The 22,914-nt window shown below is 59.9% G+C and carries 17 protein-coding genes and 8 pseudogenes; 12 read left to right on the plus strand and 13 right to left on the minus strand.

The window, feature by feature from the left end; translation table 11 throughout:
* Positions 1 to 210: 210 nt before the first annotated feature.
* The 3 genes and pseudogenes from QA649_RS04705 to QA649_RS04715 form a co-directional block, all read right to left on the minus strand.
* Positions 211 to 1,797, minus strand: a complete 1,587-nt coding sequence (locus QA649_RS04705) for a radical SAM family RiPP maturation amino acid epimerase (protein WP_349254059.1) — start codon at positions 1,795 to 1,797, stop codon at positions 211 to 213.
* A 78-nt stretch (positions 1,798 to 1,875) separates the two neighbouring features.
* Positions 1,876 to 2,232, minus strand: a complete 357-nt coding sequence (locus QA649_RS04710; protein ID WP_283023182.1) for a Nif11-like leader peptide family natural product precursor — start codon at positions 2,230 to 2,232, stop codon at positions 1,876 to 1,878.
* Positions 2,233 to 2,424: 192 nt separating this feature from the next.
* Positions 2,425 to 3,758: pseudogene (locus QA649_RS04715) on the minus strand (IS5 family transposase).
* Between the two features lie 716 nt (positions 3,759 to 4,474).
* Here QA649_RS04715 and QA649_RS04720 point away from each other — a divergent pair.
* Positions 4,475 to 6,097, plus strand: coding sequence for a type I secretion system permease/ATPase (locus QA649_RS04720; RefSeq protein ID WP_283026251.1), 1,623 nt, complete (start codon positions 4,475 to 4,477; stop codon positions 6,095 to 6,097).
* Between the two features lie 12 nt (positions 6,098 to 6,109).
* Complete coding sequence (locus QA649_RS04725) at positions 6,110 to 7,414, plus strand: HlyD family type I secretion periplasmic adaptor subunit (RefSeq protein WP_283023183.1); 1,305 nt, start codon at positions 6,110 to 6,112, stop codon at positions 7,412 to 7,414.
* A 245-nt stretch (positions 7,415 to 7,659) separates the two neighbouring features.
* On the opposite strand, the pseudogene QA649_RS04730 reads toward QA649_RS04725, so the two are convergent.
* A pseudogene (locus tag QA649_RS04730) lies at positions 7,660 to 7,908 on the minus strand (transposase); the annotation flags it as partial.
* 20 nt (positions 7,909 to 7,928) lie between these two features.
* Positions 7,929 to 8,519 (minus strand): annotated as a pseudogene (locus QA649_RS04735) (transposase); the annotation flags it as partial.
* A gap of 211 nt (positions 8,520 to 8,730) precedes the next feature.
* On the opposite strand from QA649_RS04735, the gene QA649_RS04740 reads away from it, so the two are divergent.
* A complete protein-coding gene (locus tag QA649_RS04740; RefSeq protein ID WP_283023184.1) occupies positions 8,731 to 10,521 on the plus strand; it encodes an adenylate/guanylate cyclase domain-containing protein in 1,791 nt (596 codons plus the stop codon).
* A 77-nt stretch (positions 10,522 to 10,598) separates the two neighbouring features.
* Here the strand turns inward: QA649_RS04740 and QA649_RS04745 are convergent.
* Positions 10,599 to 10,882 (minus strand): annotated as a pseudogene (locus tag QA649_RS04745) (IS5/IS1182 family transposase); the annotation flags it as partial.
* 519 nt (positions 10,883 to 11,401) lie between these two features.
* Here QA649_RS04745 and QA649_RS04750 point away from each other — a divergent pair.
* Together QA649_RS04750 and QA649_RS04755 are read left to right on the plus strand one after the other, a co-directional pair.
* Positions 11,402 to 11,638 (plus strand): hypothetical protein, encoded by a 237-nt coding sequence (locus QA649_RS04750; RefSeq protein ID WP_283023185.1) that lies wholly within the window; start codon positions 11,402 to 11,404, stop codon positions 11,636 to 11,638.
* Positions 11,628 to 13,697 carry a recombinase family protein gene (locus QA649_RS04755; protein ID WP_283023186.1) on the plus strand — a complete coding sequence of 690 codons (2,070 nt, stop codon included), beginning with the start codon at positions 11,628 to 11,630 and terminating at the stop codon, positions 13,695 to 13,697. Before QA649_RS04750 ends, QA649_RS04755 begins: the two co-directional genes overlap by 11 nt.
* A gap of 23 nt (positions 13,698 to 13,720) precedes the next feature.
* Here the strand turns inward: QA649_RS04755 and QA649_RS04760 are convergent.
* Positions 13,721 to 13,816, minus strand: a pseudogene (locus tag QA649_RS04760) (integrase core domain-containing protein); the annotation flags it as partial.
* 75 nt (positions 13,817 to 13,891) lie between these two features.
* Between QA649_RS04760 and QA649_RS04765 the strand changes: the two are divergent.
* Positions 13,892 to 14,881, plus strand: a pseudogene (locus QA649_RS04765) (IS110 family transposase); the annotation flags it as partial.
* Between the two features lie 71 nt (positions 14,882 to 14,952).
* Positions 14,953 to 15,515: pseudogene (locus QA649_RS04770) on the plus strand (transposase).
* Positions 15,516 to 15,577: 62 nt separating this feature from the next.
* On the opposite strand, the gene QA649_RS04775 reads toward QA649_RS04770, so the two are convergent.
* The gene (locus QA649_RS04775) at positions 15,578 to 15,925 is read right to left on the minus strand and encodes a hypothetical protein (RefSeq protein ID WP_283023187.1); all 348 of its coding nucleotides are present in this window, start codon (positions 15,923 to 15,925) and stop codon (positions 15,578 to 15,580) included.
* 1,368 nt (positions 15,926 to 17,293) lie between these two features.
* On the opposite strand from QA649_RS04775, the gene QA649_RS04780 reads away from it, so the two are divergent.
* The 4 genes from QA649_RS04780 to QA649_RS04795 all read left to right on the plus strand — a co-directional run bounded on the left by QA649_RS04780 (position 17,294) and on the right by QA649_RS04795 (position 19,201).
* Positions 17,294 to 17,692, plus strand: coding sequence for a phasin family protein (locus QA649_RS04780; protein WP_126262255.1), 399 nt, complete (start codon positions 17,294 to 17,296; stop codon positions 17,690 to 17,692).
* Between the two features lie 169 nt (positions 17,693 to 17,861).
* Positions 17,862 to 18,692, plus strand: a complete 831-nt coding sequence (locus QA649_RS04785; protein WP_283023188.1) for a nodulate formation efficiency C protein — start codon at positions 17,862 to 17,864, stop codon at positions 18,690 to 18,692.
* Positions 18,689 to 18,892, plus strand: coding sequence for a hypothetical protein (locus tag QA649_RS04790; protein ID WP_283023189.1), 204 nt, complete (start codon positions 18,689 to 18,691; stop codon positions 18,890 to 18,892). Before QA649_RS04785 ends, QA649_RS04790 begins: the two co-directional genes overlap by 4 nt.
* Before the next feature lie 150 nt (positions 18,893 to 19,042).
* Positions 19,043 to 19,201: a hypothetical protein gene (locus QA649_RS04795; protein ID WP_283023190.1), complete on the plus strand. Its 159-nt coding sequence runs from the start codon at positions 19,043 to 19,045 to the stop codon at positions 19,199 to 19,201.
* A gap of 22 nt (positions 19,202 to 19,223) precedes the next feature.
* On the opposite strand, the gene QA649_RS04800 is transcribed toward QA649_RS04795, so the two are convergent.
* Positions 19,224 to 20,783, minus strand: coding sequence for an oleate hydratase (locus QA649_RS04800; protein WP_283023191.1), 1,560 nt, complete (start codon positions 20,781 to 20,783; stop codon positions 19,224 to 19,226).
* 62 nt (positions 20,784 to 20,845) lie between these two features.
* On the opposite strand from QA649_RS04800, the gene QA649_RS04805 reads away from it, so the two are divergent.
* The gene (locus QA649_RS04805; RefSeq protein ID WP_126262034.1) at positions 20,846 to 21,100 is read left to right on the plus strand and encodes a transposase; all 255 of its coding nucleotides are present in this window, start codon (positions 20,846 to 20,848) and stop codon (positions 21,098 to 21,100) included.
* Between the two features lie 343 nt (positions 21,101 to 21,443).
* Here the strand turns inward: QA649_RS04805 and QA649_RS04810 are convergent, their stop codons facing one another.
* The 4 genes and pseudogenes from QA649_RS04810 to QA649_RS04820 all read right to left on the minus strand — a co-directional run bounded on the left by QA649_RS04810 (position 21,444) and on the right by QA649_RS04820 (position 22,814).
* Positions 21,444 to 21,794 (minus strand): group II intron maturase-specific domain-containing protein, encoded by a 351-nt coding sequence (locus QA649_RS04810; protein WP_283023192.1) that lies wholly within the window; start codon positions 21,792 to 21,794, stop codon positions 21,444 to 21,446.
* Positions 21,795 to 21,928: 134 nt separating this feature from the next.
* Positions 21,929 to 22,177, minus strand: a pseudogene (locus QA649_RS42905) (reverse transcriptase domain-containing protein); the annotation flags it as partial.
* A 35-nt stretch (positions 22,178 to 22,212) separates the two neighbouring features.
* Positions 22,213 to 22,548: a reverse transcriptase domain-containing protein gene (locus QA649_RS42910; RefSeq protein ID WP_349254094.1), complete on the minus strand. Its 336-nt coding sequence runs from the start codon at positions 22,546 to 22,548 to the stop codon at positions 22,213 to 22,215.
* A complete protein-coding gene (locus QA649_RS04820; protein WP_283026260.1) occupies positions 22,431 to 22,814 on the minus strand; it encodes a hypothetical protein in 384 nt (127 codons plus the stop codon). The genes QA649_RS42910 and QA649_RS04820 overlap by 118 nt, the downstream gene beginning before the upstream one ends.
* Positions 22,815 to 22,914: the final 100 nt, after the last annotated feature.

Consider the following 22,914-nt stretch of genomic DNA (forward strand, 5'->3'; position numbering starts at 1 on the left):
GGGCCCTAGCTTTGTCACACAATTGCGGGCCACAGGCTCGCGATAGCCGCGATCACTTCAACGTCTTCCTCTTCCAAAGGCGTGTGGCAGCGCCTATCACAGCGCAGGCGACTTCTGCGATCGCTCCGCGACGCTGCCGACCGGCATGACACCAGGCCCCACGTTCTCGGAGGCTAAGATCCGCAGCTCCTTCAGGCTGACCTCTCGTCCTTAACGCGATTCGGCATAATCCACTCGCATATTGGGAGCCGCGCGGTTGGCCGCTTCGATGCGAACCGCGGGGTCCTCGCTGGTCTGCGAAACGAGCTGATCGTCAAGGTCCTCCGCAATTACTCCGGCAGTGTACAGTTGGTCCAGGAGGTCAGCGACTGCGAGCACGCTCGTTCCGTCAGCTGCAATCCGCGCGACCAGCTCCGACGCTGTGCAGTTGCCGCACGCGATTAGATCGCCAACGGAGATCGGACCGACGTTGTCGGCCACCCGGTGTTGCATGTTGCGCGAGCGAAGATTAAAGCCTCGAGTCCCTGCCTCGTATTGAAGGTCTCTGCGGAAGCGGATCGGCAAGTCGGGAGGGGGGCATTCGAACATATGTTGATCGATTATTCTTTGCAGGCCGTCACGGAACTCGTTGGGCGTCTCGAAGAAACGTTCAGCCACAATACGGTAGCCGAGAGGCCAGCGGTTGCTGCCAGGCACCGGCGTCACTAGCTGCACACGTCCCCTCAGCATATTCACAAGGAATCCGGAAACGCAGGCGATCGTCGTATGATTGCGTTCCGGCACTCCAATTGCATTGTCTTTGTCGACTCCTTTAAGCCTCTCCTTTCGTTCACGCGCGCGCCCAGCGAACGCTTTTGCAGTTAGCGCGCCCCTGCCCTGGATGATAAGTTCGACGCCCATTAGCTGCTCAGGCGAAAAGGCGGCGTGGATCTGATTAAGGTGAGTTGTGCTCAGCACGGAGAAGCGATTTGTCACAGTACGATATTGCCTAAACAGCTCGAGCACGCGCTGTGTGAGCGCCGTATCTTTAAGCGGGGCGGCCGTCGTTGTTTGCGGCAGTGCCCCCGTGATCTGACAGTAATCAAACAGAAAGCGATCATAGTGCGGGTTGTCCATAGGATCCGTGGCCCAGTAGCAGAATCCGGTTCGGGCGGCCGAGCCAAACATCTCGTTCGCTACCCCGACCACGCCACGCCAGAGTTCCGCATGCTCTTCGTTGTATTCGAAATACCCTTTGAAACGACCGGCCGAGAGGCCGCAGAACCAGCAACCGACGGTGCAGCCTTCGCTCAGCTCGAAAGCTATTACGGGGTGCGTGACCGACGACGCCGATCCTCCTAATTCGCAGTTGCAGCGGCGGATTTGGCGTTCGCGCCAGGCATGAAAGCGAGGGTTGACCGTCGACATTTTGCCTTCGTCGCGCAAGAGGTCGCGATGACGCAACATCTCGCGTATATACTCGTCCCAGATCACAGCCAGCGGCCAGGACGCACACTCCGGCTTAAAGCGGTATTTCAGGTGAGTACCGCGCCAGAGCGGCAGCATTTCCATTGGATCAACTTCGATACCGTAACGCCGGCTTACCAATCGAGGGGCGTTAACATCTTCCGAAAGCTCCCTGCGGAACTTCATGTCCCCTACCAGCCGCTCCATGAAGCGCTTGATGTGTGACAAGGTGCGCAACTGCTCGGGGGTGCGCCGGTCAAAGATCTGTCGATAGTGTTCCGCAGCAACGGGGCGCACTACCTTAGTGTGCGCTGAGCTACATTCTTGCAGGCGGGATGGTGCAACTTTCATGGATCACCTTCATGGCTCCTGCGCACCGGCACGCTATTGATTGAGCATGAGCCGATGCGCTGAGCTAGGAAAACGTGTTCAAATCAGGACAACAACTGCCTCCGCTACTGCTGCGACGGTACTGGCCACTTCCGCGTCTTGTACCGTGGTCGTGGTAACCTCCGCTGCCTCCACAACAGAGGTAGCAACTTCAGCTGTCTGCTCAATTGAAGTCGCGGTGTCGCTCGCCACCGCGTCGAACTGCTTGTTCGTCGCCGCCTGTATGCTAGTTGAGCGGAGATAATTTTTAGCTTCGTCAAGCGTGAAGCTGTAGCCGTGGCTATTTCCGCTCGCTACAAGCGACCCAAGGCCTGTGGCACTCGGTCTTACCGTTTCGAGCAGATTAGCGTCATTTGACAGATCATTGACGAATCGCTCCAACTCAGCTCGTGACATCTCTCATCCTCCGGATTGCTCAACGTCGTCAAACGCCCCGACCGAACTAGGGATCGGTAATGACATCAAGAACGATGCAAGCGCCACGCCAACTGCAAGTTGCTGAGATTCGCATTGTTTTCGCTACGCAGCGTCGCCTTGTTCGATACGATGTTTGGAACCTGACAAATGGTCGACCATGAAGAACGTTGATCATGAGGTCTGTTGACGGGATGACCAGGCGCCGGCGAACAGGAAGGCGCAGCAGATCCGGACAAACAAAGTCGTGAGCCAGAGGATCAGAAGCCGGAAGTTGTAGCCCGCGGCGGCAAGGACCGCGTTGGGGGCGTCGCCGCGGGTGCCGGCGAGATGATTTCGGTTCATCCGGTGCTCATTCTTGAGATGGCCTATCACCGGTTCGACCGCGGATCGGCGTCGGAAGGCGCGTTTGATTGCTGCGGTCACGCCACGCTTCTGGCCGGCGACATAGACCTTGAAGATCTTGTCTTTCGGCGCGTTGTGACCGCGATAGCCAGCATCGGCAACGATCCTGGTCAGGCAAGCGCCGACGCTGGCCTCGATCTCGGGAATGACAGTCGCGAGCGTGTGTCCGTCATACGGATTGCCCGGCAACGCTTTCACATGGGCGACAAACTGGCCGCCCTTGCAGCGATCAACGGGCGTGGCGACACTCACCTTCACGCCGAACTCGTAGGGCTTGTGAGCTTTTCCCTTACCGATGCATTCGACCTCCGGCGCGTGCAACGAATAAATTTTCTTGCCGCGCTGCCGTTGCCGCTGTTCGCGGACCTGCCGGGCCAGCGACAGCGGCAACGCAAAGACGTCCTCCAGCTGCGGCCGATCCGCGATCTTGCGACCAATATCGCGGATCACGCGGCCCAGCATGGTCCTAATCGTGCGCAAGGCGCGGTTCGCCCGATTGAAGTGCTTGGCGTGGGCGTAGCGCTGATGTCGGATCAGTGCGATCTTGCCGACGCGGACGTAGGATTGGCGCAGCTCCGCACCAACCTCTCGCGCGCCCGATGCATCAGTCGAGCATCGGTCGGGAATGCGATCGCCTTCTCCTGCACCGTGGTGTCGACGATGACCTGGGTGAAGTCGGTGGGTTTCGCCGCGCCCAGCCGCACCGCGGCAGAGAGGCTCTCCTGAACCAATACCGCAAGGCGATCCTCGCCCATCCGTTGCCGCCAGCGCGTCAGTGAGGAGCGGTCGAACACCAGCCGGTGCTGGAAGAACTCTTCGCCGCAAAGCAGCTGATAGTAGGGATTTTCGACCCAGCGCTCGCACAACCCTTCGTCCGAGAGGTCGTGCATGTGCTTGAGGATGGCGAGCCCAACCATCAAGCGGGTCGGCAATGGCGGCCTGCCGGGATCATCGTCATAGACCGCGCCGAACCGGTCTTCGAGGAACCGCCAGTCGATCGAGCCCGACAGTCTGACCAGCGCATGGTCCGGATCGACGATTTGATCGAGCCTCGCCTTGAACAGATCGTTCTGTCCGCTCTCCCGCCGCGCCTTCGGCCGCATTGCAATTGCCCGTCGTTGATTAGCCCGCCGCGACAGAATCACAGCGATCGCCCAAGAGCAATTTGCAAGAAACTGCGGGCTCACCCGCCGAAATCCTGCGAACAGAACCATGTCTGTTCGCCAAAAATCGATTCTCTCTCAACGGCTTGCGTGTTCTTCACAACCGACCAAATGGTCACGACAAACGAGTTTGGTTGAGAGGCAGCGCGCCCGATCGGGTATCCGGAGTGCTCCTACTAGATTTGGGAGTCTTCAGCCTTCTAGATTAGAACTATTAACCGAGCGAGGTGAAGAGACAGTAGTAAGCTGGCCAATCCTCACCAGCGCAAACCACATTCGGCTGTGACGGCATTACTGCATCGAACGTTTTCAGTTGGCCATAGCCCGCTTCTTGGTGCCCGAGCCATAATGGCAATCCTGAGAGAAAGGCTGGTCCACACTTGGCGCGAGTATACACACTGCTGGCGGCCGCCGTTGGGCGGGGGCACCTCCTTGAGGCAATCGCCGCGAGGTGCAGCCGGGCTATCGGATATTCCGTGGAGTTGATCACAGTTCCGGTGACTTTCCCCGCGCACGTAGTGGCGTCGGTCATTATGCTGGCCAAGATATGGCGATGCGCGCCGGCGACGGCCGGCCGAGAGAATCAGCCGCCGCGCACGCACGAGCTTCTCCCTGCCTGCCGCGGCGTACTCGTTGGACTCGGCCTGATCACCGCTATGCTGAACGTTCTGTATCTGACAGGCGCGTTCTTCATGCTTGAAGTGTACGACCGCGTCGTACCAAGCCGCAGTGTGCCGACGTTGATCGGTCTCACGGTGCTGGCAGCCGGCCTCTATCTATTGCAGGCCTTCCTGGACATTCTGCGCGGACGCATTCTCATCCGTATGGGCGAGTGGCTTGACCGCATGTTCTCGGCGCGAACCTACGACGTCGTCGCGCGCTTGCCGCTGTGCGCTCGGGCGAGCGGGGACGGACTGCAGCCGGTGCGCGACCTTGACCAAGTGCGCAGCTGCCTCTCCGGGCTTGGCCCGACGGCTCTGTTCGACCTGCCCTGGATTCCATTCTATCTCACAATCTGCTTCCTGTTCCATCCAATGGTCGGGATCACGGCGCTGGTCGGCTCGCTGGTGCTGATTTCGTTAACCCTTTTCACCGAGCGGCTGACACGCTCGCAGACGAAGGAGACCGCTCAGCGCGTGGCGCAGCGCAACGCACTGGCCGCCGCTAGCCGCCGAAACGCCGAGGTGTTGAAGGCCATGGGCATGCGCGGGCGCTTCGCCACGCGGTGGGCCGAGGTCAACGACAGCTACATCGCCTCTCAGCGCCGCACCGCTGATATCGCTGCCGGCTTCGGCTCCACTTCCAAGGTCCTGCGCATGGTCCTGCAATCGGCTGTGCTTGGCGTCGGCGCTTATCTGGTTATTCGCCAAGAGGCAACCGCCGGAATAATCATCGCCGTGGCCATCCTCACCTCACGCGCACTCGCCCCCGTCGAGCTGATCATCGCCCACTGGAGAAGCTTGATTGGTGCTCGCCAGAGCTGGACACGTCTGCGGCAGTACTGGGCGCAGGTCCAGGCCGAGGAAGAGAAAACACCACTGCCGCCGCCGTGCACAGCCTTCACCGTCGAGGCCGTCTCCGTGCTGCCGCCGGGCGAGCAGCGCGTGGTGGTGTATGAAGCTTCCTTCGCACTGAAGCCTGGACAGGGCCTCGGCATCGTCGGCCCGAGCGCCTCGGGCAAGTCGTCCCTGGTGCGGGCGATGGTTGGCGTGTGGGCGCCTGTGGGCGGCAAGGTGCGGCTCGATGGCGCCGCCCTCGAACAGTGGAACTCGGAGTCGCTCGGCCGACATATCGGTTATCTACCGCAGAACATCGAGCTGTTCGCGGGCACGGTAGCACAAAACATCGCCCGGTTCGATCCCGACGCCGAGGCCGAGGCGACGATCGCCGCCGCAAGTGCGGCCGGTGTGCACGAGATGGTGTTGCGACTGCCGAACGGCTACGACACGCAAGTTGGCGAGGACGGCTCGATAATCTCGGCTGGGCAGCGCCAGCGCATCGCGCTTGCGCGGGCGCTTTACCGCGATCCGTTCCTGGTCGTGCTCGACGAACCGAGCTCCAATCTCGACGTTGAGGGCGACGAGGCCCTGACACGAGCCGTGATGGCAGTGCGAGCGCGGCGCGGCATTGTCATCGTCGTCACACATTGCACTACCGCGCTCGCCGCCGTGGACCAACTGATGGTGATGTCTGAGGGGCGCGTGCAAGCGCTTGGGCCGAAGGATCGGCTGCTGGCCAAGATGACCCAGCGGTCGGACCGGTGCCGCTTAACGTCGTGAGGAGGCGAGCCAATGAAGCGCGAGCCTGTGGACGTGGTTCCGCTCTCGATCCGCCAGCACATGCGCGCCGCCCTCGCGGGGGTCATTGTGGTCGCCGGCGGCATCGGCGCCTGGGCAGCCACAACCGAACTTTCCGGCGCCGTCATTGCGTCCGGCATGCTTGTGGTCGACAGCCATATCAAGAAGGTGCAGCACCCGACGGGCGGCGTTGTCGCCCAACTCAACGTGCGCGAGGGCGCCGATGTGAAGGCCGGTGACGTGCTGGTGCGGCTTGATGAGACCGTAACGCGCGCCACTCTCCTGATCCTCATTAAGAGCTTGACCGAACTGGCGGCGCGCCAAGCTCGGCTCGAGGCAGAGCGCGACGACGAAAATTACCTTGACTTTCCCGCCAAGCTTGCCGCGCGCGCCTTAGATCCGAACGTGGCGCGGGTGATCGCGGGCGAGCGCAAGCTATTTGAGCTTCGCCGCGCCGCTCGCGCCGGCAAGAAAGCGCAACTCAACCAACGCATTGACCAACTTCTGCTGCATATCCGCGGGATGGATGAGCAGATTCAGGCGAAAAATCACGAGACAACGTTGATCAGCCGTGAGTTGATGCGCGTCCGCGAGTTGCAGAGCAAGCACCTCGTCCAGCGCGTCACGGCACTCGAGCGCGACGCAGCGCGCCTGCACGGTGAACGTGGCGCGCTGCTCGCCGCGATCGCCGAAGCCAAAGGCCGGATCACCGAGGCTACGCTGCAGATCATGCAGATCGATCAGGATCTCCGCATCGAGGTGGGACGGGAACTCGCCGAGACTCGTGCGAAAACCGCGGAACTGATCGAGAAACGAGTGACCGCTGAGGATCAGCTCAAGCGTGTGGACATCCGCGCGCCACAGGACGGCACGGTACATCAGCTAGCAGTCCACACTGTCAGCGGTGTCATCAGTGCTGGCGAGCCAATCATGCTAATAGTTCCCGCCCGAGACTCCCTCGTTGTAGAGGTGCACATCGCTCCGCAGGAAGTCGATCGCGTATCAGTGGGCAAGCCCGTGCTGTTGCGTTTCACAGCTCTCAACCAGCGCACTACTCCGCAGCTCAACGGCGAAGTGATCCATGTGTCCGCCTATGTCACGGTAGACGAGAAGAGCGGAGCAAGCTTCTACTTGGCCCGCATTGCCGTACCAAGCGGGCAGATCGCACGCCTAAAGAGCGTAAAGCTGCTCGCCGGGATGCCAGTCGAAGCCTTCATTCAAACCGATCAGCGCACAGTCATGTCCTACCTTGGCAAGCCGCTCTCGGATCAGCTGATGCACGCTTGGCGCGAGCGGTAAAGGCGCACGGCAGTGATAGTTCGGAAGTGCGCAGCCGAGGCGTCGGGAAACAAGGCGATTTTCATCCGCGAAGCTCCTCCGACCCGGCATCAGGGCAATGTGCCGGGCTCTGTTGAATTTCTGAACAGATCGGCGTTGCCCACCTTGAGCCGGTAGGCTCGGGGTGCTGATTCCACAAAGGAGAGCAACGCCATGACGAGAGATATCACACCGGCTGGTTCGCCGGCGACTAAAGCGTGATGGCATTAAGTTCGATAGCCTGAATTTTTAAGGTAGTTGGCGCATTCCGCGGAGGTGAAGGCATCGAGTGCGCGCCCGATTGCGGCGCAGACCGCATCGACGGTTCGTGCGGCGGCTTTGCGGAGCAGGTGCTTGAGCTTGGTAAAGACCTGTTCGATCGGGTTCAGGTCGGGCGAGTATTTTGGCAGGAAGAAGAGTTTGGCGCCGACCGAACGGATGAGCTGGCGCACTACTTTGCTCCTGTGGCTGGCGAGTCGACCGTGAAGAACGTTGATCATGAGGTCTGTTGACGGGATGACCAGGCGCCGGCGAACAGGAAGGCGCAGCAGATCCGGACAAACAAAGTCGTGAGCCAGAGGATCAGAAGCCGGAAGTTGTAGCCCGCGGCGGCAAGGACCGCGTTGGGGGCGTCGCCGCGGGTGCCGGCGAGATGATTTCGGTTCATCCGGTGCTCATTCTTGAGATGGCCTATCACCGGTTCGACCGCGGATCGGCGTCGGAAGGCGCGTTTGATTGCTGCGGTCACGCCACGCTTCTGGCCGGCGACATAGACCTTGAAGATCTTGTCTTTCGGCGCGTTGTGACCGCGATAGCCAGCATCGGCAACGATCCTGGTCAGGCAAGCGCCGACGCTGGCCTCGATCTCGGGAATGACAGTCGCGAGCGTGTGTCCGTCATACGGATTGCCCGGCAACGCTTTCACATGGGCGACAAACTGGCCGCCCTTGCAGCGATCAACGGGCGTGGCGACACTCACCTTCACGCCGAACTCGTAGGGCTTGTGAGCTTTTCCCTTACCGATGCATTCGACCTCCGGCGCGTGCAACGAATAAATTTTCTTGCCGCGCTGCCGTTGCCGCTGTTCGCGGACCTGCCGGGCCAGCGACAGCGGCAACGCAAAGACGTCCTCCAGCTGGAGCTATGGCTGATTCTGGGTGACGCCGCCTGATCAGGCGCGTCACCCAGAATCAGCCATAGCTCCTCTCAGAATGATTCAACTATGAATGCACGTGGTTGACCTAACTAAGCCGAGCACATCAAAGTGCACTTCGCAAGCCACAGGCGCGGAGTTGCCCTTGGCCAAACTCATTGAAACGAAGCGTCGGTTAGCCGCTATCTTTGCAGCGGACGTCGAAGGTTACAGCCGCCTCATGGGAACCGACGAGGTCGCTACACTAAGCGCGCTTACAGCCCTCCTTGAAATTCTTGACGGGCTGATTGCAACCCATGGGGGCCGCGTCGCCAACACCGCTGGGGACAGCGTATTGGCAGAGTTTGGTAGCGCGGTTGATGCCGTCCGCTGTGCCATGGAGGCTCAGGAAGCATTGGCTAAGGCTAATGGGCCCGTTCCAGAACGCCGTCGGGTGAACTTCCGCATCGGGGTGCATGTAGGTGACATTATGTTCCGAGCCGGCGACTTGTTTGGCACGGGTGTGAACATTGCGGCTCGACTACAGGCGCTTGCGAAGGCTGGTGGGGTCTGCATCTCTGGTGTGACCTATGACCAGGTGCGAAATATACTGCCGCTGGAGTTCACAGACCTCGGCGCGCAATCCGTCAAAAACCTCGAGGAGCCCATACGAGTCTATGAGGTCAAGATGCAGCTTGAGTCTGCATCGTCAACGCCGAAGGACATGCTCAACCAACGTAGAGCCCTGGTTCTGCCGGACAGACCTTCTATCGCGGTACTACCTTTCGAGAACATGTCCGCCGATCCCGAGCAGGACTACTTCGCGGACGGCATGGTTGAGGACATCATAACGGAACTGTCCCGGTTTAAGTCGTTGTTTGTGATCGCCCGGAATTCGAGCTTCACTTACAAGGGAATGGCCGTTGATATCAAGCGGGTAGGACGAGAACTCGGTGTTCGGTATGTGCTGGAAGGCAGCGTTCGACGGTCCGGAGGGCGAGTTCGCATTACAGGTCAGCTAATTGATAGCGCAACGGGTGTGCACCTTTGGGCAGACCGTTTCGATGGTTCGAAGGAGGACGTATTCGACTTGCAAGACCGCGTGACGGCGAGTGTGGTAGGGCAGATCTTCTCTCGCGTTCAGCTTGACGAAGAGGAACGCGCCAATCGTAAACCGACCACGGATCTCGAAGCCTACGACTATTATTTGCGAGGCATGTCAAGAGTTTGGAAGTGGAATAAGGATGATAGTGAGAGAGCTTTGGCGCTGTTCTCGAAGGCAGTAGAATTGGACGACAACTTCGCGCTTGCGCACGCAATGTTGAGCAATGTCTACACATTTCGCAAACAGATCCGGGTCATGGACGATCCTGACCAGGAAACAAAGAGGGCAGTTCATCACGCACAACGCTGCCTCGAACTTGGGCGAGAAGACGGTGTAACACTGGTACTAGGTGGCTTCAGTCTCGCCTATATGGCAAATGAAGTGAAGTTCGGTGCCGACTGCATCGCGCGTGGTCTCTCACTGAATCCAAATTTGGCGTGGGGATGGCTCTGTAGTGGTTGGGTGAATTCGTTCTTGGGCGCTCCTCAAACGGCCCTGGAGCACTTGGCTCAAGCTGAGCGCCTTAGTCCTCGCGATCCCAGTCTCCCCCAGATTAAGCTGGCTTGTGCACTTGCCCACTTCGTAGCTGGCCGATATGAGGACGCTATCCGATTGACCGAAGAGTTGCCAAATTTGCTCGGCGCTTGGCGGATCAAAGCAGTTAGTTACGCGATGAGCGGGGATCTCTATAGGGCAGCGGACGCCGGAAAGAAGGTGCTCCAGCTCGATCCGACGGCGCGAGCTTCAGTACTCGCTCAGTGGCTACCTCTTCAACGACCGGAAGACCGGGAGCGGTACAGAAAGGGGCTTTTAGCAGCAGGTATTCCAGACCTAGCCCTCATGAGAGGCTGAGGGCGGTCCTGCCAGGTGGCGGCGATTCTAGGTTGAACATCGGGCGGCGTCGATCAGTCGACCGTGAAGAACGTTGATCATGAGGTCTGTTGACGGGATGACCAGGCGCCGGCGAACAGGAAGGCGCAGCAGATCCGGACAAACAAAGTCGTGAGCCAGAGGATCAGAAGCCGGAAGTTGTAGCCCGCGGCGGCAAGGACCGCGTTGGGGGCGTCGCCGCGGGTGCCGGCGAGATGATTTCGGTTCATCCGGTGCTCATTCTTGAGATGGCCTATCACCGGTTCGACCGCGGATCGCGTCGGAAGGCGCGTTTGATTGCTGCGGTCACGCCACGCTTCTGGCCGGCGACATAGACCTTGAAGATCTTGTCTTTCGGCGCTGTAGCGAGACCGAACTTTGGACCAGCCAGAACTAGAGTTTTGCGCTCTGAATCACGTTGGCGGGCTGGTGGCGCCGGCGTGATTTTGCAGCAAAATCGGCGGCCGATTGCTGATGGCTCCATGGGGCCGCTCCTCGTTGTACAACAAGGCTTGAGAACGCCCAAGGGACCGTATGCCGTGAGGTTCTGTACCGGCATCACCCTTGGGTAGGCCGCGAGGTTTTCGTCCATGGTGTGATCGACAAGGCGGACGGCGTTGTTTTCCGCTGCACGCTGGATGGATCGGAGACGCAGCGTTTTCTGGAGATCCCATCCTGGATGTTCGACCGCGCGGCATGTGCTCGCGGTGGCAGCCTAACGGCAGAGCCGTTTGTCAGCCTGAAGCGCTCAACGCGTTGTCGTCGCTTGTCGATTCAGTGGTCAAGAGCGCGGCTTCATCATTGAATGAACTGCTTTCCGGTGCATGCGGAGTGTCTCACGACCAGAATCGGGGAGAGGCTCATGGCAAGCAGGACGGCGATATCAGCGAAGCCGGTTCGGCGCAACCGGCGGTTCGGCATGCATCAGATGGACCTGTTCGCGGGTGGCATCGCGCACGGCGCCGTTGGGGTTCCAGAGTGGCGGGAGCTGCCGAAGGAGGCGCAGGATGCGCTGGTGAACCTGATGACGCAGCTGGTGCTGGACCATGCGCGGCTGAGCGCGACGCTCGCGAAGAGGGAAGACGGTCATGATCAGTGACAAGGTCCGCCCTCACCACCTTGAGCGCAAGGCGATCCTCTATGTGCGCCAGTCCTCCGCCCATCAGGTGCTGCACAATCGTGAGAGCAGCGCGTTGCAATACGCGATGCGCGACCGATTGACGGCGCTGGGGTGGTCCAAGATCGAGGTGATCGACGATGATCTTGGACTTTCCGCTGCCGGCGGCGTCCAACGCGCGGGCTTTGAGCGGATGCTGGCCGAAGTCTGCCTCGGCAAGGTCGGCGCGGTCTGTGCGCGGGAGGTCTCGCGCTTTGCCCGCAATAGCCGGGATTGGCAACAGCTGATCGAGATGTGTCGCGTCGTCGACACGGTGCTGGTTGACCAGGAAGCTGTCTATGTTCCGCGGCATGGCAACGACCGACTGCTTCTCGGGCTGAAGGGGAGCCTCAACGAGTATGAGCTGGACCTTTTGCGACAACGCTCGCTCTCGGCACGCTACGAGAAGGCCAGCCGTGGCGAACTGATTGCGGCCACGCCAGTCGGTTTTGTGAAGGTCGGTGATCGCTACGAGAAGGATCCGGACCGGCGTGTGCAGGACGCCATTACGCTCGTCTTCGACAAGATCGAGGAACTCGGGACCGCGCAGCAGGCGCTGCTGTGGTTCCATGAGCACGGCCTCGACCTACCGGTGAAGCAGCCGAACGGCGACACAGCCTGGCGGCGGCCCAGCTACGCGACTCTCCACAGGATGGTCGAGAACCCGGTCTACGGCGGAGCCTACGCCTATGGTAGAACAGCCGTAGCGACGGGGTACGGCGTCCTTGGCGCAGGCGCGAAGATCCGCCGGAAGGCGCGCGCCGAGTGGCTCGTCCTCAAGCCGGACGCCCACGAAGGCTATGTGAACTGGGAGAGGTTCGAAGCGATCCGTACAATGGTCTCCAGTAACGTGCCCACGAGCCGGCATCATGGCGCGCCCAAGCATGGCGAGGCGCTGCTCGCCGGGCTCATCCGCTGCCGGCGTTGTGGCCGCAAGCTGACGCTGCGCTACAGCGGTATGAAGCATCACATCCCCCGTTACAGCTGCTCGCGCGGCTGGATGGACAACGGCGAACCGCGCTGCATCGCGTTCGGTGGCTTGCGCGTCGATGATGCGATCGAAGGGGCACTGCTCGGCGTTGTCGGACCCGGCGCCGTTGCGGCGGCTACGGCCGCCGCAGCCCAAGCCAGACATCAGAGGGATCAAGTTCGCGAAGCGCTCGGCCGTGATCGCGAAGCGGCCCGTTACGCCGCCGATCGCGCCTTCCGGCAATATGACACGGCGGATCCGGCAAATCGCCTGGTTGCCGCGGAGCTTGAGACGCGCTGGAATCGCTCGCTTGCCCGCGTCGCCGAGGTAGAGAGCAAGATTGCCGCGCATGATGCGACGACCGCACCGACAGCGATCGATCCAACGATGCTCAGCGTTCTGGCCTCAGACCTCAAGTCAATCTGGTCAGGGCCGACCATCGATGCGCGGCTGAAGAAGCGCATCGTCCGTACGCTGATCCACGAGGTCGTTGCCGATATCGATGACGAAGCGTCCGAGATCGTTCTTGTCGTGCATTGGGCGGGCGGCGCTCACAGCGAGATGCGGCTGCCGAAGCGTCGACGGGGGCAGCGTAACAGCACCTCCGGTGACATCATCGCAGCCATCCGGCAACTGGTGCTGATCGCCAGCGACGACCTGATTGCGGGCCTGCTCAACCGCAACGGCCTCAAGACGGGCAACGGCAACCGTTGGACCCGTGAGCGCGTCACAACCACGCGATCTTATCATCGGATACCCGTCTTCCGGCGGGCCGAGGATAGCGTCGAGCCATGGCTCAATCTCTCCGACGCCGCCAGGCTTCTCAAGGTCGCATCCAAGACGCTGCGCTTGGCCGCAGAAGCTGGTCAGATCGAAGCCGTCCACCCTCTGCCGGATGGGCCATGGATCTTCGCGCGCGCGGCCTTGACCACGGATGCCGCCACATCCATCACCGAACGAGCGCGGCAGAACCCAAGATACCCCGCAGGATCGCATCCCGATCAACAAAGTCTCTTCTCTTCAACAACATAGACAAATGGGTGTTCTGATGCGCGGTTGTAGTCGGCCCGCCAATGTCGGAGTTCGATCCTGGCCTGGGCCAGCGAGGTGAACAGCGTCTCGTTCAACAATTCGTCTCGGAGCCGGCCATTGATGGGGAAGACGGCCCCGCTCCCTCGGCGCTGGCGCTATGCTGGCGATATCTGTACCTAACAGGAGCAATCATCATGGAAGTCGTGACAATTGGGTTGGATATTTCGAAGCACGTATTTCACGTTCATGCGGTTGACACTCAAGGTCAAGTGATCAGCCGCCAACGCCTCCGGCGCGGTGAGATCGTCTCCTTCTTCTCCTCGCTGTCGCCCTGCCTGGTTGGGATAGAAGCCTGCGCCACCGCCCATTACCGGGCGCGCGCGATTCAGCGGTTTGGACATAACGTGAGATTAATACCGCCCGCATATGTGAAGCCCTATGTGCGGCGGGGAGCAAAGAACGATGCCGCTGATGCGGCCGCAATCTGTGAAGCAGTTAGCCGCCCCAATATGAGATTTGTTCCCATCAAGAGCGTGGAGAACCAAGGCTTCTTAATGCTTCATCGTGCAAGACGCCTGCTGGTCCGCCAGAGAACCATGACGGCCTGCGCCATTCGAACTCACTTTGCGGAGTTCGGAATTATTGTCGGACAGGGCCGGCAAAGGGTGGATAGTCTTGTGGATTTGTTGGATGACGAGGAACTCGCGCTACCTGCCACTGCCGGTATGGCGCTGGATGTTCTTGTGAACCAACTGAAGGAATTGGACCGGCAGGTCGACGCTATCGAGCGTGAGCTGGCTCAGATCCAGAGAGTAAATCCGATGGCGAAGTTGCTGCCCTCGATTCCCGGCGTTGGTCCCATAACGGCCACGGCGCTCGCCGCGACGGTGCCGGACCCGACCATGTTCCGCTCCGGGCGAGAATTCGCGGCTTGGCTGGGCCTGACGCCTAAGCAGAATTCCACCGGCGGGAAGGACCGGCTCGGCCGCATAACGAAGCAGGGCGACTCCTATCTCAGGCACTTGCTTGTCATCGGGGCACGCAACGTCGTTCGGTATCCAAAGGCACGGTCCCGAGTTGGAGGTGGCTGGATCGAAGCTCTGCTTGAGCGGCGTCGGCCCATGGTCGTCGCTATCGCCGTCGCCAACAAGTTGGCTCGGATCATCTGGGCGAATCTCCGCCGCCTCGAAGAACGGATCAGATCCTCGGCATCTGTGAGGGCGCCAAGGAGGACAAATCCGGCTGGTCATCGTTTCTGCGGCATCTCGTCGATCGCGGTCTCGAGGGCGTGCAGTTGGTTGTTTCCGATGCGTGCCGAGGTCTTATCGAAAGCGTTGCGGATTATCTGCCGGAGGCCCGCTATCAACGCTGCATGGTGCATTTTTATCGCAATGTCTTCAGCCACGTGCCGTCGACCCGGGTCCGCGAGGTGAGCCACATGCTCAAGGCCATTCATGCCCAGGAGAGCCGCGCCGCGGCCGACGAGAAAGCCAGGACCGTCATCGCGGATCTGCGGGCAAGCCGTATGGCCAAAGCTGCTGATCTCGTCGAGCAGGCGGTTCACGAAACGCTCGCCTACTATGCCTTCCGGACATCCATTGGCGGAAGATTCGAACGAACAATCCGCTCGAGCGCATCATGAAGGAGATCCGGCGACGAACCCGTGTCGTCGGCGCCTTCCCCGACGGTCAATCCTGTCTCAACTTGGCGGCGGCCCGGCTGCGGCACATTGCCGGAACGGCGTGGTCGACCAAATGCTACATGAACATGCGACCGCTCTATCAGCCACAACTCTCTGCAAACGGGGCCGTCGCCTGATCGAAAGTGCGAAACATTCTGGACAGTACCCGTCCAGGGCGTCAGCTAGCGTTCAGAACCGACTAATGCCAATCATAGTCGTCAGACAGCTGCCAAGCTGGTAGCCTTGCGACGCAGCGGTTCAGAGCGATGACGCCCGCAAGCGCGGTCGGTTTAGAGTGAATGAGCACGTCTGCGTACTCCTCGAGAGCCAACCTCTTTTGCTCGCTGATCGCGTCGGCGGCATCAAACTCTGGCCCCTCGACCAGTTTTGCGGATATGGAAGCCGCGGCATCGACTTGCGCGCGCAGCTTGCGGTGATGCTCAATTACCTCAAAAATCGAATCTCGTTCAGTCAGCAAGCGGCATTTACATAATGCGATCTTAGATTGCGCCCACCAATCCTCGTGGGTGCTTGCAGTTCTTCCCAACAGATCCCTTCAGTTTCCACGCTGCCCCTCGCGGTGAGGCCCGACGTGCCGCGCACCACTGCGATTGCTTCTCTCCTGCTCCAAGAAGCGCTTTGAGCGGACGGTTCTGATTTGCGTCACCTGCAGATTCTTGTAGTTGACTGCTCGTGTTCTCCGGGCTCGAGTCGCTCTCGAGCTGACCTTATGCCAGTCGCCGGCCCAATCACAACTGGCAGTATGGAGAGCAGAGCAATGTCTCCGCTAAAAGCAATTGCCAATTGGCTGGAATCGCTAGAGTTGGACATGCAGCTTGAGGTCGCTGGCTTCGCGGCATTTTATATATTTGAGCGGTCTGATGCTCTCACGCTAGGCGGATCGGACCAGCTCGAAGCTCTTCATCGGTGGCTGAACGAGCCGGGCCTACCATCATACATCGCCGCAGACCGTGCCTTATCCTTTCGAATATGCTTCGGTAGCTTTGTCGATGATAGAATGACGGAAGCAGGGTGGAAGCGAACTGAGGAGCTAGTTTGCAAGATTCTTAAAGAAGCGAAGCGCAGCGGGAAGTTCGCGGCTTCGCGCAAGGCGCAGAGGATGCTCGCGCTTCTCCCGGCTCGGAAAGAGAGTTGGGAACGTGTTGTGAGATCCTGGAATGAATTGGCTGTGACTTGTCTAACAAACGAGGCTGTACGAAGTTGGAGCGCCGCCAGCACGCGCATTGGGTTGAAGGTTATTCCAAGTAGTGGCGTTCCGATTGTTCCGCTCAGGTCGCCTCATCGAGGCACCGGTTAGTTCTGCCTGCCGGCACTATCTCAGGTGCCGCTCTGTCAGTGACTATCGTAAGCGCGTCGCTCCAGTTCTGCGTCGATGTTCGCAATGACTCTTCCAAACCTCGCGCCAATCACCGGTCTAGCATGTGCCAAGACGTCGATTTCGCCACATCGCAGTCGCCGAGCGTTTCCGTCGGCTGGTTCGGTCGACATTTGCATTCCATGCGAGGCTGCAGGCGACTTCACGCTCGCGTCGACAGCCCGCTCGTGAGCGCCTCGGCTCGATGCATGCCTGGACAGTGTGATAGCTTAATGGCGTGTCAGACATTTTGTGCAAGCCTGGGCTGGTCGCGTTGGCCGCCTATGTACGGATCAAGTAGCCAAGTTCACCCTACACATGGCCTGATCATATCCTTCAATAATCCAAGATCGTTGAGTGAACTTCACGTTGTTCCTTGAGCGGGGCGGCTCTAACGGATGTCTGCTTCTCTCTCCCGATCGAGCGCTACCAGATAAGGCAGGTATGACATGTTGAAGGTAGTGGTACCCTCGGAAGCTTGCTGATTGAAACTGAGCGGCGAGCCACTCAGCAGTAGAAATCCTTTCGGGGAGATATCGGATGACCGCGACTATACACGAAGACGAGAAACGCGAACGGCGAACACGTGGGCCCGAACTGGCCGAGGCATCACCCCCTGGAGCGGGTGGCGCGACTGATCATATTGAAGAAAAGGCGGCAGCTGCATCGCGCCTTTCATTTACGCTTCCGGAATGGCAAAAATCAATCGAAGCGACAAGGAACTTGTTCGCCGCGGCACTGAATGACACGTTAAAATTGGCTGCTTCCTCTCTGAACGACCAGGCTGCTTTTCTGAGAGCTCTTGCCGACTCGAAAACCCCGTCTGAGCTACTGAAGTGCCACCTGGATTTTGCGGAGCAATCTTGGTCGAAATCGTTCAGCGAAGGCTCAAAGATATTGGATCGTTTGAAACACGTCCATCGGCCTGCGGTAAGTTAAGCAATCGGCCACGCGTGAAATAGGGCCGACGGCGCGCTATTCCCTCCGGACTCCAATCCCGAACTGAGATCCAGACCCGGTCTCGTGGGAATTGTTGTCGCCATGCTCCATAAGTATCGCCGCCGACCCCCAACACGGATATAGGAACCACCTGCTCGGGGAACCGAAAATGTTCGATAGGCGCGTGCTTTGGTTTTGCCTCGGTCTTGGCCTCTGTGTCGGCCTTGGCGTATGGTTCATTTTGCCGGGTGGGCTGGCCGGTAAGAGCGAGGGTGTTCGTACGAGCGACAATACGCTTATCGATAAGGTCAAATCAACCTGGCGAGCACAGGATGGTGAGACAGCGGAGCAAATCTTCACTAAGGTCTCAAAGGTAGCACACTTCATCCCCAGGGGATGGGAGGTTGGTCAAAAGACCGACTCGGGCGAGCCAGTTATCTTTTCGTGGGCCAAACACCGGGCCGATAAAACAAAGGAAGAGTACACGGTCACGTGGGAGGTGGCGCCCGATGGCACAATGAAAATTGTGGCGCCGTATGCAAGGCCGATGGAACTAGGCTGGCAAGCGTTCGCACTCTCGCTCATTGCGGACGAAGTGACAAACGACGAAAGCGGCGTGAACCGTCACTTTCTGCATAATCCCGCCAACTTCAACTTCGTAACCACCGCGCAGGGCAAGTTGGGCGATCTTCTGCGGCGTGGCCGCTGTTCTATCGACGAGCCGGTTGGAGTGCATTACTCGCCGAGGATAGATGAGCAGCAAACCGCGAAGGGCGGGCTGTGGCGCGTCGAGCTTTCGGTCGACTGCAATGTTCCCGGACCTAGTTATTTCACCCGCGACGAAGTCATCATTTTCGAGAAGCGCGAAGGGCAAGATTGGGAGCCACAATCGTTCTTTGCCAAGCTTATCGCCACGTATGCACCCGGCTCTTGGTTTAAGCTTGCCGACCCGAAAGATCAGGAAGCGTTCGAGGCGGGCAAGAAGAAGTTGTCAAAATGACGTTCGCTGTCGATGCGTCGAGCGTCGACGATGATAAAGGCGCATGGCTGTTCAAAGTGTCCGCGCTTCGTGCTGCATGTCTCGATCTCGGCAACCGAGCGCAAGTCGAGTTTGTCGGACAGTTGGTCGAGGCAAGATTCCAGACCAATACGGTTGCCGCGCTTGATAACGTACGAAGTCTTTCGCACTTTCAGGATTGACGGCTTCTTCTAGAATGAAGGAGCTTTGAATGAACGATGGGAATGCCATGGGTCAGGTGATCCAAATTGATGACGACCAAATGCTACATGAACATGCGACCGCTCTATCAGCCACAACTCTCTGAAACCGGAGCCGTCGCCTGATCAAAAGTGCGAAAGATTCTGGACAGTACCAGACACTTGCGTGGCGACATGGTCTCGATCGCGCATACCATCGTCGAAGCGCATGGCGGCCGCATCGGAGCCGAAAACGTCCCGTCAGGGGGCGCCGTCTTTCACGTCAGCCTGCCGCTGGCAGCGCCGCGGTAGCGATGCCGTCCCGGCGAAAGCCTCACGCGAACGCCTTCTTCAGCGTCGCGAAGATCACCGCGAGCGACTTGTCGTGGCGGGTCACCGGCGGCACCGGGCGATCGATCTTCATCAGCTGATAGACCGCCATCTGCGCCGCGCGCACCGAATATTCGACGGTGAAGACGACGTCGTCGGGGATTTCGACGAACTGGCTGACAAAGGCGAGGTTGACCGAATTTTGGGGCACCGGCAACGGCCGGTCGGCCAGATTGCGCGGCATGAACATGCTGGTGATGTAGGGCATCCGGCAGGGAATGCAGGTCGCAGTCTCGAACATTTCGCGATCGAAATTGAGGTGCCCGCAGAGCTCGTTCAGGATGTCGGCGCCGCCGCAATCGGACATCGGCTTTCCGACGAAATTGCCGACGCGATCCGGATGCAGCGCATAGCCCCAGAACACCTGCACGTCCCTCGGCTGACCGGCGAAATGCGGCTGGTGATACAGCACCACCGACATCAGCCAGTTGGAATCCCTGAACGTGACCAGCCCGCCGGTGCCGGCCCTGTTGCCGGAAAACGCCTCCATCTTCTCGAAGAAGCGCGGATCGCGGCAGGTGACGGTGAAGGACAGCCAGTAGGATTCGGGAATCGAGGTGTTGAACGCGGCGGGATTGCCGAATTCGGGGCGCCCTTGCGCGATCGTCTCCCACAGCGCCCAGCCCTGGCTGTCTTTCTTGGTCAGGTGCGGCGCCGGCTCGGTCATGGTGCCGAGGCTGGAGGCGTCCGTCATCGATCCATTCTGGAAGAACACGAGGTCGCCGTCCTCGAGGCGGACATTGGCGGTGCGACCGTCGCAGTCGAGCACGAGCTGGCGGACCCGCACGCGCCCGCCTTCATCCTCGAGCACCATGTCGGTGACGGCCGTGCCGCGCACGAATTGCACGCCCTGCCGCTTCAGCCAGTCGGCGAGCGGCCGCACGATCGCGTCATACTGATTGTAGACGGAGCGCTTGACGCCGGCGAGAGTCTCGATGCGCGGAAACTCGTTCATGAAGCGGTGCAGATAGCGCTTCAGCTCGACCGCGCTGTGCCAGGGCTGGAAGGCGAAGGTGGTCTGCCACATGTACCAGAAATTCGACTCGAAGAATTTCGGCGACAGCCAGTCGGTGATGCGGCTGTTGCCGAGCGTCTCCTCCGAGGCCTCGGTGAGCCGCAGCAGCTCGAGCCGGTCGCGCGCCGAGAACCCCATATGCGTCACATCGATCTTGAAGCGGTTGCGGTCGACCAGCCGCGCCTGCGAATGCGCCGGATTTTCCAGATTGAACGCGACCGTCTCCTCGCGCACGCTGAGGCCGGGCTGTTCGAGCGAGGGGATGCTCGACAGCAGGTCCCAGGTGCATTCGTAATGATCGGTCGTGAGCATGCGCCCGCCGCGCAGCGAATAGGCACCGCTCGCGAGCAGCGCACCGTCGAGGCTGCCGCCGACCAGCGGCTGCGCCTCGTAGATCACGATGTCGCGTCCCGGCAGCTGCGCGTCGCGAACGAGGAATGCCGCGCCCGCGAGCGATCCGATGCCAGCTCCGATGAAATACGCCTTCATGATGTGCCTCGATTGCAATTCGACATTTCGAAGCGACATAGCATGGCCGGACGCATCCAAGGTTGCGCTGGATCAAGCGCGGTGAGGACTGGCTCAGCTACGCGGAATGGCGGCGGATTGAGCTGTTGTTGCCGCGAGGGCACAAGGGAGCGCATCAGATCGATGATCGATGCGTGATCAACGGCATTGTCCACTTGCTAAAAGCAGGTTCGCGCTGGCGTGATTGCCCGGAAGTCTACGGTCCTTACACAACGGTCTACAACCGCGTCAGTCGCTGGAGCCGAGAGGGCATTTGGACCAACATTTTTACGCTCTGACTGAATCAAGCGGCGTGTCCGGCTCGATCTCGGTGGATTCCAGCTAGATCAAAGCCCATGGCCCCGCGGCCGGCTCAAAAGGGGGACCTTTAACAATGCGATCGGCCGCTCGCGCGGCGAACAACCACCAAAATCCAAGCGTTGATCGACAATTTGGCCGCCCGCTTCTTTCCTGATTACTCGTGGCAACACCCACGCAGCCCGCGTCGTCGAGCCTACGACGTTAGAGCGGTCTCGACCAGATTGAATCGGGAGGGATTGATCGGGATAGGGGGACGTCTCGCGACGCCACCCCTCCCACACCACCGGGCATACGGGTCCGTACCACGGCGGTTCGACTGAGTTAAGCTGGCCCAGGAACCAGTATTCGGGGGAGACCGAGAGCGTCAAAGAAGTGGTTGCGCAGGGCGTGCTGGACCGCCGGGTGCCCGGACATTCGCCAGAGCCCCGTCGGCGAACCGGCGGCAACCGATGCGGCGAACTTCGCGATGCCGAGGCGGCGAAGCTCCGTGAATCGCTTGTGCCCGTTCTGCCATTGTCGCCAGAGATACATTCGCAGTCTCCGGCGAATCCAGGCTTCCAGGTTTGTGAGCACGCGAGGAGTCTGGCAGAACCCAAAGTACCCTCGCCATCCGATGAGGTAAGGCGAGAGGTCCTTAATAATCCTTTCCAGATTGATGCCTCGTGTCGGCATGTGACGTCCCGAACTCGGTCTTTGAACTTAGCGAGCGCTTTCGGCGCAATGCGTCGTTCGCTCCCATCGTTCGCAATACTGAACCCCAGGAACTTGCGCCCTTCCGGTCGTGCCACCGCGCTCTTGGCCTCATTGACCTTTAGCCGGAGCTTGTCGGTCAGGAACCGGGTGATCGAGGCCATGACCCGCTCACCGGCGCGATGACTGCGAACATAGATGTTGCAGTCGTCCGCATAGCGACAGAACCGATGGCCACGTCGAGCCAGCTCCTTGTCGAGATCGTCGAGCACGATATTACTGAGGAAGGGCGAGAGCGGACCACCCTGAGGGGTCCCCTCTTCCACCGGTCTGATCAGGCCGTCCTCCAGCAGTCCGGCGTTCATGAACGCCCGGATGAGTTTGAGCACGCGCTTGTCGGTCACCCGCGCGGCGAGCGCGACATCAAGATGTCATGGTTGACTCGGTCGAAAACTCTTTCCAGATCGAGATCCACCACAACGTTGTAGCCCTCAGCGATGTAGCGTTGTGCCTGGGCTACGGCCTGGTGCGCCGACCGTCCCGGCCGGAATCCGTAGCTGTGCTCGGAGAACGTCGAATCCCATTGTTCTTGAAGAACCTGCAGCACGGCTTGCTGAATCAGGCGGTCGACGACACAGGGAACGCCGAGCCTTCTGACCCCACCATCCGGTTTCGGAATTTCCAGCCGCTTAACCGGCCGTGGCTGATAGCCAATTGGAGCCGAATTGCTGGCCAGTGCTCACGCAGGAATGCCTTGGCGACGTCGATGGTCATCCCATCGACACCAGGGCCTCCCTTGTTTCCTTGAACGCGTTTCCACGCTCTTTGAAGGTTCTTGCGGCTACACACCTCCTCCATCAGATGTTCTGGGAAAGCCGGGCTTTCGGTCGCCGGCATCGCCACAGACGGTTCGGCTCCTCCGGTCGCGGCAGCCGGGGTTTCACCCCGGCCATCCGTGCCTGAGGCCAGTCGTTGCTGGTTTGTCTGCCGCTTTCCGTTCATGAGGTGCCGATCCTACTTGCCTCTCTCACTCGTTCGGGCCTTCAGCCATCGTTTCCGACTCTGCCTATCCGTTGCTCCGCTTTTCAGCTTTGGAGTGCCT

Source organism: Bradyrhizobium sp. CB1717, assembly GCF_029714325.1.
Lineage (GTDB): Bacteria > Pseudomonadota > Alphaproteobacteria > Rhizobiales > Xanthobacteraceae > Bradyrhizobium.